The sequence below is a fragment of the Arcanobacterium pinnipediorum genome, from assembly GCF_023973165.1.
Classification (GTDB): domain Bacteria; phylum Actinomycetota; class Actinomycetes; order Actinomycetales; family Actinomycetaceae; genus Arcanobacterium; species Arcanobacterium pinnipediorum.
On the sequence record NZ_CP099547.1, the window covers coordinates 351971 to 367668 of the forward strand.

12 protein-coding genes are annotated in these 15698 nt (G+C 51.1%); 10 read left to right on the forward strand and 2 right to left on the reverse strand.

Going from position 1 to position 15698, the window contains the following annotated elements:
• Positions 1 to 27 precede the first annotated feature (27 nt).
• The 3 genes from NG665_RS01500 to NG665_RS01510 are packed head-to-tail and all read left to right on the forward strand — an operon-like array spanning position 28 to position 2954.
• Positions 28 to 1113: a heme/hemin ABC transporter substrate-binding protein gene (locus NG665_RS01500; RefSeq protein WP_252673560.1), complete on the forward strand. Its 1086-nt coding sequence runs from the start codon at positions 28 to 30 to the stop codon at positions 1111 to 1113.
• A 46-nt stretch (positions 1114 to 1159) separates the two neighbouring features.
• Positions 1160 to 2167 carry a FecCD family ABC transporter permease gene (locus tag NG665_RS01505; RefSeq protein ID WP_252673561.1) on the forward strand — a complete coding sequence of 336 codons (1008 nt, stop codon included), beginning with the start codon at positions 1160 to 1162 and terminating at the stop codon, positions 2165 to 2167.
• Position 2168: 1 nt separating this feature from the next.
• A complete protein-coding gene (locus NG665_RS01510) occupies positions 2169 to 2954 on the forward strand; it encodes a heme ABC transporter ATP-binding protein (RefSeq protein ID WP_252673562.1) in 786 nt (261 codons plus the stop codon).
• A 37-nt stretch (positions 2955 to 2991) separates the two neighbouring features.
• On the opposite strand, the gene NG665_RS01515 is transcribed toward NG665_RS01510, so the two are convergent.
• Complete coding sequence (locus NG665_RS01515; protein ID WP_252673563.1) at positions 2992 to 3618, reverse strand: GDSL-type esterase/lipase family protein; 627 nt, start codon at positions 3616 to 3618, stop codon at positions 2992 to 2994.
• A 229-nt stretch (positions 3619 to 3847) separates the two neighbouring features.
• Positions 3848 to 7597, reverse strand: a complete 3750-nt coding sequence (locus NG665_RS01520) for a multifunctional oxoglutarate decarboxylase/oxoglutarate dehydrogenase thiamine pyrophosphate-binding subunit/dihydrolipoyllysine-residue succinyltransferase subunit (RefSeq protein ID WP_252673564.1) — start codon at positions 7595 to 7597, stop codon at positions 3848 to 3850.
• A gap of 165 nt (positions 7598 to 7762) precedes the next feature.
• On the opposite strand from NG665_RS01520, the gene NG665_RS01525 reads away from it, so the two are divergent.
• From NG665_RS01525 to NG665_RS01555, 7 genes are all read left to right on the forward strand, one after another.
• Positions 7763 to 9085 carry a hemolysin family protein gene (locus NG665_RS01525; RefSeq protein WP_252673565.1) on the forward strand — a complete coding sequence of 441 codons (1323 nt, stop codon included), beginning with the start codon at positions 7763 to 7765 and terminating at the stop codon, positions 9083 to 9085.
• A complete protein-coding gene (locus NG665_RS01530; protein ID WP_252673566.1) occupies positions 9082 to 10113 on the forward strand; it encodes a hemolysin family protein in 1032 nt (343 codons plus the stop codon). The genes NG665_RS01525 and NG665_RS01530 overlap by 4 nt, the downstream gene beginning before the upstream one ends.
• A gap of 95 nt (positions 10114 to 10208) precedes the next feature.
• Positions 10209 to 11249, forward strand: a complete 1041-nt coding sequence (locus tag NG665_RS01535; RefSeq protein WP_252673567.1) for a M23 family metallopeptidase — start codon at positions 10209 to 10211, stop codon at positions 11247 to 11249.
• 5 nt (positions 11250 to 11254) lie between these two features.
• Positions 11255 to 12028, forward strand: coding sequence for a glycerophosphodiester phosphodiesterase family protein (locus NG665_RS01540; protein ID WP_252673568.1), 774 nt, complete (start codon positions 11255 to 11257; stop codon positions 12026 to 12028).
• Between the two features lie 278 nt (positions 12029 to 12306).
• On the forward strand, positions 12307 to 13377 hold the full coding sequence (locus NG665_RS01545; protein ID WP_252673569.1) for an iron ABC transporter substrate-binding protein: 1071 nt from the start codon (positions 12307 to 12309) through the stop codon (positions 13375 to 13377).
• Positions 13378 to 13451: 74 nt separating this feature from the next.
• The gene (locus tag NG665_RS01550; RefSeq protein ID WP_252673570.1) at positions 13452 to 15005 is read left to right on the forward strand and encodes an ABC transporter permease; all 1554 of its coding nucleotides are present in this window, start codon (positions 13452 to 13454) and stop codon (positions 15003 to 15005) included.
• Complete coding sequence (locus NG665_RS01555) at positions 15002 to 15646, forward strand: ABC transporter ATP-binding protein (RefSeq protein WP_252673571.1); 645 nt, start codon at positions 15002 to 15004, stop codon at positions 15644 to 15646. The genes NG665_RS01550 and NG665_RS01555 overlap by 4 nt, the downstream gene beginning before the upstream one ends.
• Positions 15647 to 15698: the final 52 nt, after the last annotated feature.

Sequence of the window (15698 nt, forward strand, 5' to 3'; positions counted from 1 at the left end):
CGTTCGTGCGAAGAGAGCCAAAACGTGATGAAACGAAAACTAACTATCCTCGTTGCCATACTTGCGACAACCCTAGGAGCATGCGGCACACCGGTACATCCTGACGAAGCAAAAAAAGATGCCAGCCAGCAGGAAAGTTCCGAACAAAAAACCGACGTCGAAACCACTAAAGCCGCGCTACCAAATCCACATGAGATCACTGGCTTGCGAGTTGTTTCCGATATACCAGATCCCGAAGCAGTATCTGGAAATTTCCCGCAAAAACTGCCAGTAACGATGACCGACGTCGAAGGTAACAGCGTCACGATCACTGATACCTCTCGAATCTTAGCCCTGGACTTACCAGGAACATTAAGTAGAACCGTCATCGCCTTAGGATACGGAAAGAATCTCGTCGGACGAACTGTTTCCTCAACCGAAGAACAACTCCGTGATTTACCGGTCGTGACCGAAAATGGTCACACTCTCAACACTGAAGCGATCCTATCCTTAAACCCAACCGTGATTATTGCCGATCGCAGTGTTGGTCCACCCGAATCTCTTGATCAACTGCGCGCCTCAGGTATCCCCGTCGTCCTGATAGATCCACAACGCGGCCTAGAGCACAATGCGCCACTGATTATGAGTGTTGCCCAAGCCTTAGGGAATGAAGAAGCAGGAAAAGCACTGGTAGAACGCACCGAAAAAGAAACCCAAGAAGCTGTTGCGCAGATCAAGGAATGGATCCCAGAACAGCCGATGGAAGCAGCGTTCTTGTATGTGCGTGGCACCGGCGGAGTATTCTTTATTCTCGGTGCCAACGAAGGCGCATCGGAGCTCATCAGCTCAGTTGGCGGAAAAGATCTCGCAAAGGAACAAGGCATAACCGGCCTCACCCCAGCAAATGCGGAATCACTTGTTGCGCTGAACCCAGAAGTTATTTTTACGATGAGCGCTGGTCTGGAATCAACTAACGGCATGGAAGGATTCCTGGCACGTCCAGGCGTATCAGAAACCCGAGCCGGACAAAACCAGCGCGTCGTTGCCATCCCAGACGGCTTATCGCTATCCTTCGGTCCTCAAACTGGGCAAACGCTACTAGCAGTTGCCCGTGCACTGTACGGAGTTGAATAACACTATGGCACCAGTTGCTGCGGGCCTCGCACGCCGCAAAATACGTGTGACAGTCACATTTGTGATTGTCATAAGCGCACTCGTCATCTCAACCTTAATCTCAGCACTCCTGGGACAATATCCAGTAAGTGTTAGTGACGTCTTGCGATCCCTATTCGCCCCAATCGGATTAGCTCAATATCCTGACGAGCCACTGGTGTTCTCCACACTATGGAATATCCGATTCCCGCGAATTTGTTTAGGATTGTTTGTGGGTGCGGCGCTCGCAGTAGCAGGTGCAGTTATGCAAGCAGTATTCTCAAATCCACTTGCCGAACCTGGCATCGTGGGTGTGTCTTCGGGAGCATCAGTCGGTGCTGCACTAGCACTCGTTTTTGCTCCGCATGCTTTAGGCGGCTTTTCAGTACCGCTAGCAGCATTCGTCTCCGGCTTAGCTGCAGCCATGATTGTTTATATGCTCTCGCGCTCGAACGGGAAAGCAGATGTGATCGTTCTCGTCCTCACCGGTATTGCAGTGACGGCGGTGTGTACCGCGTTAGCGTCAATCGCTACCTATATTGCCCCAACCACCGCCCGGGACCACATTGTATTTTGGCAAATGGGTTCACTAAACGGAACCGTATGGTCACACGTTTGGATCGTCGCCGTCGTCGTCACCTTTGGAATTGCCGTCTCACTGATGATTACCAAGCAACTCGATACGCTATCGTTAGGCGAACGTGCAGCTGGACATGTGGGCATTAACGTCCAACGCCTGCGACTGATCGCCATCACTCTTGCCACGTTACTCACCGCAGCGGCTGTTTCGTATGCGGGAGTTATCGCCTTCGTTGGACTAATCGTTCCACATGTGATGCGTTTGGCTTTAGGTCCAGTTAATCGTGTGTTGCTCCCCGCATCGATGTTTGCCGGGGCATTGCTGATCACACTCTCTGATCTGGCAGCCCGCACGTTAATACCGTTTGCAGACTTGCCAATCGGTATCTTTACCGCACTCGTTGGCGGCCCAACATTCTTCATTTTATTGCGCACTCGGCTACGGATGGGACGCTAACATGACTAATAATCGACGCCCAGGAACCAAAGCGGTGAGTGCTCAAGGCATCACATTTTCCTACGGTAGCCGGCAAATTCTTCACGATGTGTCACTTTCAGTTAATTATGGTGAAGTTGTTGGTCTGTTAGGTCCCAACGGAACTGGAAAATCTACGCTGGTGGGAATTATGGCCGGAGATCTCGAAGCCGACCAAGGCAGCGTGCGATACGAGGAAAGCGAACTAGCCCAATTTTCTCGCCGCGAGCTTGCCCAAACTCGTTCCGTGATGCCGCAAGCAATCGACTTCCCGTTCTCATACATGGTTCAAGACATTGTGGCTATGGGCCGTCAATGCTGGGATCCAGATCCGCAACGAGACCAAGAGATCGTTTCTAGCTCGCTCGAACGCACCGATGTTGGCGGTTTTGAAGATAGAGACGTCACTCGACTATCGGGCGGAGAAAAGGCTCGCGTGACGCTATCGCGGGTGCTGGCCCAAGAAGCCAGCGTCGTTTTTCTCGATGAACCAACCGCGGCGCTGGATATCGCACACCAAGAACGTACTATGCAGATTTGCCGTGAGCTTGCCCAGGCTGGCCATGCAGTTATCGCAGTTATGCACGATTTGCAATTAGCAGGTACGCACTGCGACCGGATTGCGCTCATGAGCCACGGGTCGATTGCGGCTTATGATCGGCCCGAGGTGGTACTCAACAGTGAGCTGCTTTCTCAGGTTTATGACTGGCCGATCGACGTGATTCGAGTGGCTGGACGTCTTGTTGTGCTACCACAGAGTCCCGCGTAGCACGCAAGGTTATAACCGCAGCGCTACATTGGGCGTTTCAGTGTGACGAAGTGGTGGATTCGGTTGGCGAAACACCAAGCCATTCATGCCACCCTTTATGTAACACCAGCCATGCCATCAAACCATAGCCGGCTTGGCGTGGCGTATAGCTTGCCGTCATGGACATATCAGTAGACCACTGTTCATGGTTATATAACGGAGTAAAGCAATCGACGTAAGGTACATTGCGGCGCGCACAAACATCAGCGAAGGCTTGGCTGAGATCGTTTTGGTTGCGTAAGGGTTGATCGTTGCGCGGTGGTGGTCCGACGACGAAGGCAGAGAGCCCGAAACTTATGGCGTTGTCTAAAATATTGGCGACGTAGAGCCGGGAGCGTGCCAGAGACAAGCCGCGTTCCATATCGTGAGAGCCCAAACCTAAAACAAGCCGATTATCTGCTTCTCGATCCATGCGGCTAACAACATCCTTCTCCCACCGAGCAGCCAGCGCTTCAGTTCCTTCGCCAGGGGTGGCAAGGGTGAGATGGAGCAGTGGCGGATCGCAGTGCGTGCGGGCCATGACACGTCCAGTCCATCCTAAAGCACGCGCGTCACCAAATCCGGCGACGAGTTCATCGCCGACGAACATTATGCGCATCGGATGATCGCTATTAACTCTGGTCATGGTTACCCTTTCCACTCACATCGTGGATCGTTTCTTCTTCAGCTACTCATATCTTACTGGTTATTAGGCACTTACTGGTTATTTGGCACTTACTGGTTATGGGGTGCGAGCTAAGCGCTGATATTCGTTTGCGTCCAGATAAGGATGGGAGGGTTGATTTTCACGCAACCCTCCCATCCATACGCGCATTTCATTGCACTGCGCTATGAAATGCGCGGAGCTCTACGCTCTACTTGGCAAAAACCTCATCAATAATTGTTTGTGCTTGGGCTTGGTGGATCTTGCCAAGGCCGGTGGCAGTTGAGGCTGCAGCAGGGCGCGAGACTCGTTTGACCTGCAAACCCATAGGCAAGAACATCTCTAGCGCAAGGTGTGGCCATGCGCCTTGATTTGCCGGCTCATCTTGAGCCCAGATCAGCTCGGCATTCGGATATTTAGCTAACTCGTTAGCTAGTTCTTGGACTGGGTGGGGATAAAGTTGTTCGATACGGATAATGGCAACCGAGGTATCATTATCTTTTTCGCGCCGGTCAAGTAGATCGTAGTAGAGTCGTCCGGTGCACAGCACAACTCGCGTGACGTCGAGATCTTGACGATGCTCCCCAATAACTGTTTGGAATGTGCCGGTTGTAAAATCTTCTACCTGCGAAACTGCCCCTTTACGGCGCAACAATTGCTTAGGCGTGATAGCAATGAGCGGTTTGCGGGGGCGTTGATAGGCTTGGCGGCGCAACATGTGGAAGTGATTAGCCGGGGTAGATGGCTGAACAACAATCATATTATTCTCGGCACAAAGCTGAAGATAGCGTTCGATACGTGCTGAGGAGTGATCTGGGCCTTGGCCTTCGTAGCCGTGTGGCAACATCAGCACCAGTGAAGATTTTTGGTTCCACTTTTGTTCGGCTGATGAAATAAATTCGTCGACTACCGTTTGGGCGCCGTTGGCGAAATCGCCAAACTGCGCTTCCCAGACCACCAGTGCATCGGGGCGTTCTACAGAATAGCCGTATTCGAATGCCATCACTGAGTATTCTGAAAGGGGCGAATCATGGATTTCGAATCGTGCTTGATCTTCGGTGAGATGTTGAAGCGGAGTCCATTCTTTACCAGTGCCATCGCCATGGGAAATAGCGTGCCGTTGGACGAAGGTTCCGCGGCGTACATCTTGACCAGACATTCGTACCGGAACTCCTTCAATCAGCAGCGAACCGAAGGCAAGAAGTTCACCAAAGCCCCAGTCGATATTTCCCTGAGTGGCCATCTCGTTGCGTTTGGTGAATAGCTGGAGGACTTTCTTGTGTGGCGTAAACCCTTCTGGTACTTGCACATGTGCTGCCCCGATACGAGCCAAAACCCCAGGAGTGGTAGCGGTTTGCCACCCGATCATTGCGGCGGCGTCGTCGTCTTGTGAATGCGGTTGCCCTAAAGACACAGCTGCTTGTATTTCAGACTTCGTCAGCGTATCGTCGGATTCGCGCACTGAATTCAATGCCCGATCGAGGGTATCTTGATAAGTGTTTTCAAGTTCGGCTACTTCTTCGGACGTCATATCGCCACGGCCGATCAATGCTTCAGCATAGATACGGCGGGTGGTGCGTTTGGATTCAACGAGGGAGTACATCACTGGTTGAGTCATCGACGGATCATCGCCTTCGTTGTGTCCGCGACGGCGATAGCAGATGATATCGATGATGACGTCCTTGTGGAATTCTTCGCGGAATTCTTGAGCCAAGCGCGCTACTCGTGCCACTGCTTCGGGATCGTCTCCGTTGACATGGAATATGGGCAGCTGCAGACCTTTTGCCATGTCGGTGGTATAGCGTGAGGAGCGACCTAACGAAGGGGCAGTGGTGAAACCGATTTGGTTGTTGACGATGATGTGGATCGTGCCACCGTTCTTATAGCCAGGCAGCTGGGAGAGGTTGAATGTTTCCCAAACCACTCCTTGCCCAGAGAATGCCGCATCACCATGGATCAGGATCGGCAAGACCGGGTAGAACGAATCTGTTACCCCCATCAGGTCGTGTTTTCCGCGAACGATTCCCTCTAAGACGCCGTCGGCAGCTTCAAGATGAGAGGGGTTAGCGGCAAGATAGACGCCGACTTTCTTCCCTTTAGGTGAGGTGTAGCTGCCTTCAGTTCCCAAATGATATTTGACGTCACCTGAACCTTGTACCGAAGAAGGATCGATACGTCCGTCAAACTCGTTGAAGACTTGTGCATAGGATTTACCAGCGATATTGGTCAGTACGTTGAGCCGGCCACGGTGTGCCATGCCGATAGCAACATCGCTCAATCCTGATTCTGCCGCTCCTTCTAGGATTGAATCCAGAGCCGGTATCAGGGATTCACCGCCTTCAAGGGAGAAGCGCTTTTGCCCGATGTACTTTGTTTGCAAGAAAGTTTCGAAAGCCTCAGCTTCGTTGAGTTTGGTTAAAATACGACGACGTTGTTCGATCGTGGCTGGTTCAGCAGGGCGCTCAAGGCGTGCTTGGAACCAGGTGCGTTGTGCCGGATCTTGAATATGCATGTATTCGATGCCGACTGTGCGGCAGTATGCTTCGCGGAGCTGGTCAAGGATTTGGCGCAGTGTTAAATGCGAAGATTCGGCAAAGCCGCCAGTGGGGAAGGACCGATCCAAGTCCCATAATGTCAAACCGTAGGAGCTGATTTCTAGGTCCGGGTGACGGCGAATATGGAAGGAGAGCGGATCAGTATCTGCAATGAGATGGCCGCGTTGGCGGTAGGCGTGAATCAGTTCCGCAATACGTGCCGGCTTGCCCAGTTCTCGTTTGGCATCGTATTCGACGTCGGTTTCCCACACGAATGGTTTAAACGGAATATGGAGTGCTACATAGACTCGATCATAGAAACCATCTAACCCGAGAAGCTTGTGTTCCATTAGGCGCAAGAAACGCCCAGAGGTTGCTCCTTGGATAACACGGTGGTCATAGGTGGAGGTGATATGGACGACTTTCGATATGCCCATACGTGCTAGTTGTGCTTCGGCAGTTCCAGCAAAAGCGGGTGGGTAAACCATTGAGCCAACCCCGACGATAAGCCCTTGGCCCTTCATCAACCGCGGAATGGAGTGGGTTGTGCCAAAGCCACCAGGGTTAGTTAGTGAAACTGTTGTACCTTGATAGTCTTCAATGGTCAGATTATTTTCTCGTCCGCGCTTGATCAGATCTTCGAAGGCGATCAAAAATTCGGAGAACGTCATATGTTCGGCATGTTTAATCGAGGGCACAACAAGGGTGCGTTCCCCATTTGGTTTGGTGACGTCGATAGCGATACCAAGATTGACAGCTGAAGGTTTGACTAACGTCGGTTTGTTAGCCTCATCGAGCTTATACGAGTAGTTCATCTCGGGCATCTCGGATAATGCTTCAACCATCGCATAGGCGATCAGGTGCGTGAAAGAGACTTTACCGCCGCGCGTAGAAGCAAGATACTTGTTGATAACACGCCGGTTATCAAACATGACGCGGGCAGGAAGAGCGCGCACGGTGGTAGCAGTTGGTAGCTCTAGTGAAGCATCCATGTTCTTCACAAGTCCGCGATCGCTACCTTTGAGCGGGACGAATTGTGAATGTTCTTGTTCGTATATTTGGCCTACTTTTGGTTTGAGGTCAAATTTTTGCGCGTAAGGGGTTACTGCGGGTTGTGCTGCAGAGCGTGGTTGAGGTGGAAGGTCTGAGCGGGTCACATTGGTTGACGCGGTCACTTCTCGGCCGTGTGTTGAATGGATGGTTCGCTGATCTTGTTGGGTTTGTTCTGAAACCTCAGGCTGGGCAGCTGGCTCGTGGATAACGGGGCTACGCCCAGCAGCTTGCCAAGCACGAAACATTTCTTTCCATTGTGGTCCAACACTTTGGGGGTTGTTCAAATACGAGGAGTATAAATCCTCAACAAAGCTTTGGTTCGTTCCAAAATCTTCTGATTGGGATGACGTCACTGTCTTTGCCTCACTAGCCACTCGAAGAATTATCTTAACTTCAAACTATACTGGAAATGTGTCGAGTTTTACAGTAATTGCGAAGATTGAAATCGTGATGTGTGGAGGAATTGTGGAAATCATTCCTAGAACAAGGCCTAGCTACGCTACGATGAAGATTATGAGAACTGACGTTGGTGGTAGGTTGTGTTAGTAAATCTGATTTTACTCGGGATAGGTGTTCTTCTAACTTTAGGCACTGCAATTTTTGTGGCTGCCGAATTTTCTCTCGTGGCATTGGATCCGGCAACAGTCGATGCTAAAGCCGAAGATGGCGATGCACACGCAAAAAAAGTAACTAAAGCTCTCCATCATCTATCTATTCAACTTTCTGCCTGCCAAGTCGGTATCACAATAACCACGATTTTATTAGGCTATGTGGCTCAGGCGCCGTTACAGGAATTGTTCGGAGAACTTTTAGGCCGCACTCTGGTTAGCCAAGCGGCTGCGGTAGCTAGTGGCGTTATAATCGCATTCGTCGTCGTGAATTTATTTTCAATGGTTTTCGGTGAGCTTGTACCGAAAAATATGGCGCTGGCCGCACCGCTGCGTACTGCTGCGTTAGTGTCGTTGCCGTTGCGTATTTTTACCTTGCTTTTTAAGCCGCTCATTATTGTGTTGAACAATTCAGCAAACTGGATTTTGAATCGCTTTGGGATCGACGTGGCTGAAGAGCTCTCCGGGGCACGTTCAGCGAGTGAACTTTCTGCGTTGGTGCGACGTTCTGCCGAGCAGGGAACTTTGGATGTATCTACTGCTCGTTTGCTGACTCGTTCTATAGATATTGGTGCATTGACCGCGGTAGATGTGATGACTGACCGTGGGCGAGTAAATCACCTAACTGTCGACCAAACTGCAGCAGATATCATTGATTTGGCGCGGGTTACTGGTCATTCGCGTTTTCCGGTTATCGGTGAAGATATGGATGATATTCGCGGGATTGTTAATCTGCGCCGTGCTATTGCTATTCCGTTCGAACGCCGCAGTGAGGTCAGTGTAACTTCCTCCTCACTTATGATTCCAGTGCCTCGAGTTCCAGAGACCTTAGAATTAGCGCCACTGCTAGTGCGGTTGCGGGCCTCAGGATCCCAGGTCGCCGTCGTCATCGATGAATACGGTGGTGTCTCAGGAATCGTCACCCTCGAAGACGTTATTGAAGAAATTGTTGGTGACGTTGCTGATGAGCACGATGGCTCTAACTCTCAGTCGCGGGTTTTGGCTACCGGAGAAACGATTGTTCCGGGATTGATGCGCCCCGATGAGCTTGCTCGAGAATTCCATATTCAGGTTCCCGACGACGGTCCGTGGGAAACGCTAGGTGGCTGGATTATGGCTGGATTAGGCAAGATTCCCGAAGTCGGTGACTATTACAGTGCTGAGGGAGTTACAGCGCGCGTTGAGAAAATGGATGGTCGCCGCGTTGAAACGGTTTGTCTGCGAGTTGACGACGAGGCGGAGGTAGAAGAATGAGTCTTGGACCTTCGTTACTTATCACAGTTGCGCTTCTAGCTATTAATGCGTATTTCGTTGCTGCCGAATTCGCGGTCATGGGTTCGCGGCGCTCGCGAATTGAACCGTTAGCGCACGGTGGCAAGAAAAGCGCGCGCACGGTTCTTTACGCTTTGGAACATGTCACGCTGATGCTTGCTACATGCCAACTCGGGGTAACTATTGCTTCGGTGGCCTTGGGCGCAGTTGCCGAACCTGCGATTGCTCATGCGATTGATGCGCCGTTAGCTCGGCTGGGAATTCCAGAGTCGATGACGCATCCAATAGCTATTGTTATTGCACTGCTTTTGGTGGTCTATGCACATGTGGTTATCGGAGAGATGGTGCCGAAGAATCTTGCGGTGACTAACCCGGAGCGCACTGCGCTTATTCTTGGGCCGCCGCTAGTTTATATTTCGAAGTTCTTTTACCCGATCGTGGCGTCAATGAATTGGGTTGCCAACCATATTATTCGGCTTTTTGGATTCGAACCCAAGAGTGAAGTGGCCTCGGCTTTTACTGCCGATGAGGTTGCTTCGATTGTTGAGGTTTCTAAAGCTGCGGGCGTGCTGGATGCTGATGTTGGTTTGATTTCTTCGGCGATTGAATTTTCCGAACAGACCGCTAGGGAACTGATGATTTCCGAAGCGGAGTTAGAGACTGTTCCTGATTCGTTGACGCCGCAAGAACTAGAAGATCGTGTAGCTCATACGGGTTATTCTCGCTTCCCAGTGGTGGCTTCCAATGGCGTACTTATCGGATATGTCCATGTTAAAGATATTCTCGATATTGCTCCAGATCATCGCACTGAACCGATTCCCGGTTGGAAGATCCGGCGTTTGGTGACCGTTGATCCAGATGATGAGATCGAAACTGCAATGCGCGTCATGCAAAAAGCGGGGGCGCATATGGCTGCAATCAATCTTAAAGATGGCACTCAAGGGGTTATTTTCCTAGAAGATGTGCTTGAAGAGTTAATCGGCGAAGTGCGCGATGCAATGCAGCGCTAACGTGTGGTTGCATTCACCACCGATAAATCTAGCGCGAATGTTATCAAAATGTTATGGTTGCATGTAGTGATACGACTACTACATAAGGGAGACGCGTGAGCGATTATAAAACTCGGCCGACTCGCCGCGAATTGCGGCTTGCGCGTCTAGCCGAAGAAGCCCGTCAGTCCTGCACAGACACCGCTTCGCGAACAACGGTCGTGATGGCCGTTCCTGAAGATCTGCACTCTGGCGATCATGCCGGCGATCTTCCTGAACTTGACAGCAATACCTTTGCTATGGACAACGCGCACGGTGTTGATGAACAGCGTCGGGTGCGTGTTCCGCAGCTCTATGCTTCCTTGCGTCATTTTTGGCATCAATCAAAAAACCGTCGCGCGTTTGCATCGGCCTCCTGCGCCTTTGTTATTGCTATCGGAGGCGGATTAGCTCTGGGATCGTATGGATTTGAGACCCATGCCCAGGCAAACTCAGCGGAAGGGGAGTTCGCTGGAGAAGAAATCGATCACAGCCAGACTCCAGCCACCTTGCGCTCCCTTTCTGGTGCGGCTGATTCAGCGCGCTTTAAGGCTTACCAGGAGCAATTCTCCGGCCATGCAGTAGTGTGCGAAACTGTGTCCAGCGCCAATTCGTTGACGGCGTTTGCGCGCAACGATCTCGATAAATTTATTCATCCACTCGCCGCTGGAACCTTTAGTGAAGCTTCGCCATTTGGGTGGCGAATCCACCCCATCTACGGCACATCTACGCTGCACGAAGGCGTTGATTTTTCAGCAGCTTTGGGTACACCGATCTATGCCATTGCAGATGGAAAAGTCGTCTTTTCTGGCTCCAGTTCGATAACGTTTGGCGATCCGGTAGTCATTATCGAACACGAAATCAATGGTGAGAAATTCACGTCGTGGTATTTACATTCTTACGCCTCTGGTATCCATGTTAGCGAAGGCGATAGTGTGCGAATGGGAGACCACATCGCCGACGTCGGAAATGCTGGTCGTTCTACCGGTCCTCATCTACATTTTGAGATTCACCCGGGTGCGTTCAGTGGTTTTGATGGCCCTGGCCCGGTAGATCCCATGACATTTATGAAGGAAAAAGGCGCAGTCGATATTAACGACGTCTGCGGAGCACGCTAGGGGCCATGGCAGATAATCTGTGGAAGTATGGCAATGCTTTAGAAAAGCCCATCGTTATTGCTCATCGTGGTGGCGGGCTTGAAGCTCCAGAAAACACCTATCATGCCTTTTCGCGGCTGAGTGCTCTTGAGGTTGGCTACATTGAGACCGATGTGCATAGCACCAAAGATGGTGTTGCAGTTGTTATCCACGATCCAGTTCTTGATCGGGTCTCTAATGGTCGTGGCTTAGTTAGCCATCATACGTGGGATGATGTGAAGAAACTTCGCGATCATTGTGGCGCTCCATTGATGCGTCTAGATGAAACACTCACGCAGTTTCCCGATATGGTCTTTAACATTGACGCCAAGGAGGATCGGGTTGTTGAACCGCTGATCTGTGCAATCACGCAGGCTCGCGCATTCGATCGAGTTTCTTTGGCCTCATTTTCGGAACGACGGCTGGCTAAGTTGCGTCAAAGATTGCCCGGAACACCATCTTCGCTCGGTGTTTCAGCAGTTGCGAAACTTCTATTAGCGGCTAAGTCTACTGGGAAAATACGTAGCGCGTTGTTACGCACCTTGCCAACTATCGACGACGGCGTCCAGGCAGTTCAGGTTCCCTCTTCGTTTCGGGGGATAAAGATTGTTGATAAGAACTTCATTGAGTTGGCTCATGAGCGAGATTGGGCGGTCCATGTGTGGACGGTCAATGATGAGCGCCAAGCGCGTCAGCTCATGGAACTGGGAGTAGATGGGATCATTACCGATATCCCTACTTCGATTCGCAACGTATTGTAGAGTGCTTCGGATTAGATCTGGACCAGTAGCGGCCTTCTGCTGAGCAGGCACGTACTATAGGCCACTGGCGACGATGGTGATATCGCCGTAGCTGCTGACGGAGTGGCGTTTGTGGCATTAGTCTTTTATGTCCATCTTGAAGGATTAAATTGTTGGCTTGATGTGTTTAGATTCACCTAATCTGCAGGTAGTAAGAGCTGAGCTTAGGGTAGCCTTAGCTATGTTCTGTAAGGAAATTGCAGAACGGCACATATTCCCTAAACAGAGGAGAGCAACACATGTTGCGAATTCGCCCAGCTTCGGTATCGGCACTAGCTGCTATATTTCTAACCCTTAGTGCGTGTAGCACTCCGGCAGATAATAATGCAGAACCATCTCAGCCTGAATCACAGGCTAAGGTTAGCGAAGAACTCAAGCCCACTGAAGAACCCCTGGTCATTTACTCTGGCCGCAACGAGAAACTCGTCGCTCCGCTCATGGAAGAATTCACCAAAGATACCGGAGTTAAAGTCGACATCCGCTATGCCGGAACCCCGGAACTTGCTGCTCAGCTTCTTGAAGAAGGCGAAAAGACCCCTGCGCAAGTCTTCCTTTCCCAGGATGCAGGAGCACTTGGCCTGATTTCAGGGGCAGACATGTTTGCGCCTCTCGACAAGTCAGTAACTGAGAAAGTTGCACCAGAATATACCTCCCATGATGGCTCCTGGGTTGGCCTAACCGGCCGTGCACGAGTCATGGCTTACGACTCTGAAAAGCTCACGGCAGATGAGGTACCAGCAGACGTTTTCGAACTTACAGATCCTAAGTGGAATGGCAAGGTTGGAATTGCCCCTACTAACGCCTCTTTCCAATCCTTTGTTACGGCAATGCGCGTTATGGAGGGTGAAGAAAAAACCGAGAAATGGCTAACTGACCTCAAAGCTAACAACGTGCAAACTTTTGCGAAGAATGGCGAAATTCTTGAAGCTGTGAATAATGGGGCAGTTGAAATTGGCTTGATCAACCACTACTACTGGGCACGTTCGGAACAGGACCCGAAAACTCTGCGTGCACAGCTGAAATTCGGTAAGCCCGGATCTGTTACCGCACTCGTGAACGTAACCGGTGTTGGCATTCTTAAAAAGGCTGCAGATAACCCTAATGCCCAAATCTTTGTTGATTACATGCTGTCCGATAAAGCACAAGATTACTTCCTAGAAAAGACCTTCGAGTACCCACTGCTCAAAGGTGCGAAGAGCCCGGCAAACGTGCCAGCTCTCAATGAACTTGGCGGCCCGGACGTTAAGCTTTCCGAACTGTCATCGTTGAACGAAACTATTGAGCTACTAACTAAGGTTGGTATGCTCTAAAATCGTCAATGACGCTCGTGCCAGCACGGTGAAACCACCATGCGGGCACGAGCGTTTACGAAATACGCATCAATATGAAATCTGACGCACGATACCGCACCCGTCCACAACGAAGATTGACGCGCGGTCAACATCTTCCGCAAACGCTCGTCTATGTGAGCGTTATAGTCGCGTGCGTTAGTGTTATCCCCATTTTCTTCCTCGGGTACAGAGCATTGAGTAATGGGGTGATCTCCTTTGTTCAGGTTCTCATCAGAGAACGTAGCATTGAACTATTTTGGAATACGATCTTACTCGGCGCCATCGTGAGCATAGCAAGCGCCATCCTTGGAACGATAACAGCGTGGACAGTGACGCGAATATCTCTTTATCGACCCCGATTCTGGATCACGCTCGTCTGCCTTCCTTTGGGCGTGCCCAGCTTTGTATCGGCCTTCGCATGGATCACTGCTTTTCCTACTTTTACAGGAATTATCCCGTTGGCTATTCTTATGACCCTTGTCTCGACGCCATTTGTCACTGTCCCGGTGATGGCGGCATTGACTCAAATAGACCATGCGCAAGCAGACGTTGCACGCACTCTAGGACGCCGTCGAATATATGTCTTCTTCACGATCACGCTGCCCCAAATTGCGCCGGCAATAGGGGCGGGAAGCATTATTGTTGCTCTGTATACTATTTCAGACTTTGGTGCGCCGGCTTTGATGCGCTACGAAACCCTTACCACCGGTGTCTATGGGCAAGTCATTGCTGGAGTGTCCAAGCATTCACCAGCTGGACTAGCAATCCTTATTATGCTTATCGCTGCTACCCTCGTCATTGTAGAAAATCTCTTACGGCGTCGAAGCTACCGATCCAGCACACATAGCTACCAACCCCCAGCGCAACAGCTTAGCCTTACCGGCCAACTCGCAGTTAGCGCCGTTGTGCTAGTTATTGCGGGAGTTTCCATCATTGCCCCACTGGCAGCGCTATTCTATCGCTGGATAGTTCACAGCCAAACAGTAACTGATTGGGATCGAATTGCCCAAGCAGGCCTCACGACGATCATCCTGGCAAGCCTTGCTGCCACCATCGCCACCCTCGCTAGCCTTGCCATTGCCTATCTCACGGCGCGCCTACGCCACCCTGTTTTGAGCATTATCGAAGCAGCAACATTTATGGGACATGCTCTGCCTGGTGTCGTCTTGGCGCTGGCGATGGTTAGCTTTACTCTTACCGTCATTCCGTGGGCATACCAATCCCTTCCCACGCTCATCGTCACTTATGTATTCCTCTTCATGCCTAAGGGGATCGGGGCAGCACGCAGTGGATTCCACAACGTCAGTGTTGAAGCCGAAGAAGTTGCTCGTACTCTTGGAGATTCACCTCTTCGAGTATGGGCACGAGTATCAATCCCGGGCGCAAAAGCAGGGATCTTCGCCGGATGGCTCCTTGTGGCTACGGCGGTTATGAAAGAACTACCGGCAACCCTCATGCTTCGTCCAAACAGCATTCACACTCTGGCCACCGAATTGTGGAACTACAGTTCCATTGGTTCCTATGGTGCGGCAGCACCGGTTGGCCTTGCTCTCCTTATTGTTGGAATGATCCCCGCACTCATGCTATCGAGGAGCTTGCACTCATGATGGATATACGTAATATTCACGCCCATTACACCCCAGGCAATCCGGTTCTTCGAGGAGTGAATCTTCGGGTCCAACCAGGTAGTATCACTACAGTGCTCGGCGCATCGGGAAGCGGGAAAACTACTCTTCTTAGAGTTTTGGTCGGCCTGCATACTCCCAGTCAAGGACATATCGAATGCGCGGGCCGTGACATCACCACCTTGCCAACTCACCAGCGTAAAATCGGTCTGGTACCGCAAAATGGTGCGCTCTTCACCCATTTAAATGTTGCGGAAAATATCGCATATGGCCTGAGAGGGGTGCGCCGTCGCCACGCAGCACGCCACCCTCGTGTGCTAGAGATGCTCGATATGATCGGCTTAGCTGGATACGCGACGCGACGGCCCGATCAATTATCTGGTGGACAACAGCAACGTGTAGCTCTTGCTCGAGCTCTGGCACCGCAACCAGATGCGATGCTTCTCGACGAACCTTTCAGTGCCCTAGACCCAGACCTGCGCCAACGCCTACGCTCGGAGTTTTTTGATCTGATGCGTTTGCACAACTTGCCGACGATCCTGATCACCCATGATCGCGAAGAAGCCTTCGCAGTCTCTGATCATATTGCTATCCTTGATGAAGGCATTATCTGTGACGGGTAATCGAACCAAAGCGTGACGATGTGCAATAATGCTCACTGCATTATCAAAGTTA

Excerpts from the sequence above, each read along its gene's own strand:
- NG665_RS01500 (WP_252673560.1), top strand. The coding sequence starts at position 28 with ATGAAACGAAAACTAACTATCCTCGTTGCCATACTTGCGACAACCCTA.
- NG665_RS01510 (WP_252673562.1), top strand. The coding sequence starts at position 2,169 with ATGACTAATAATCGACGCCCAGGAACCAAAGCGGTGAGTGCTCAAGGC.
- NG665_RS01515 (WP_252673563.1), bottom strand. The coding sequence starts at position 3,618 with ATGACCAGAGTTAATAGCGATCATCCGATGCGCATAATGTTCGTCGGC.
- NG665_RS01530 (WP_252673566.1), top strand. The coding sequence starts at position 9,082 with ATGAGTCTTGGACCTTCGTTACTTATCACAGTTGCGCTTCTAGCTATT.
- NG665_RS01540 (WP_252673568.1), top strand. The coding sequence starts at position 11,255 with ATGGCAGATAATCTGTGGAAGTATGGCAATGCTTTAGAAAAGCCCATC.
- NG665_RS01545 (WP_252673569.1), top strand. The coding sequence starts at position 12,307 with ATGTTGCGAATTCGCCCAGCTTCGGTATCGGCACTAGCTGCTATATTT.
- NG665_RS01550 (WP_252673570.1), top strand. The coding sequence starts at position 13,452 with ATGAAATCTGACGCACGATACCGCACCCGTCCACAACGAAGATTGACG.
- NG665_RS01555 (WP_252673571.1), top strand. The coding sequence starts at position 15,002 with ATGATGGATATACGTAATATTCACGCCCATTACACCCCAGGCAATCCG.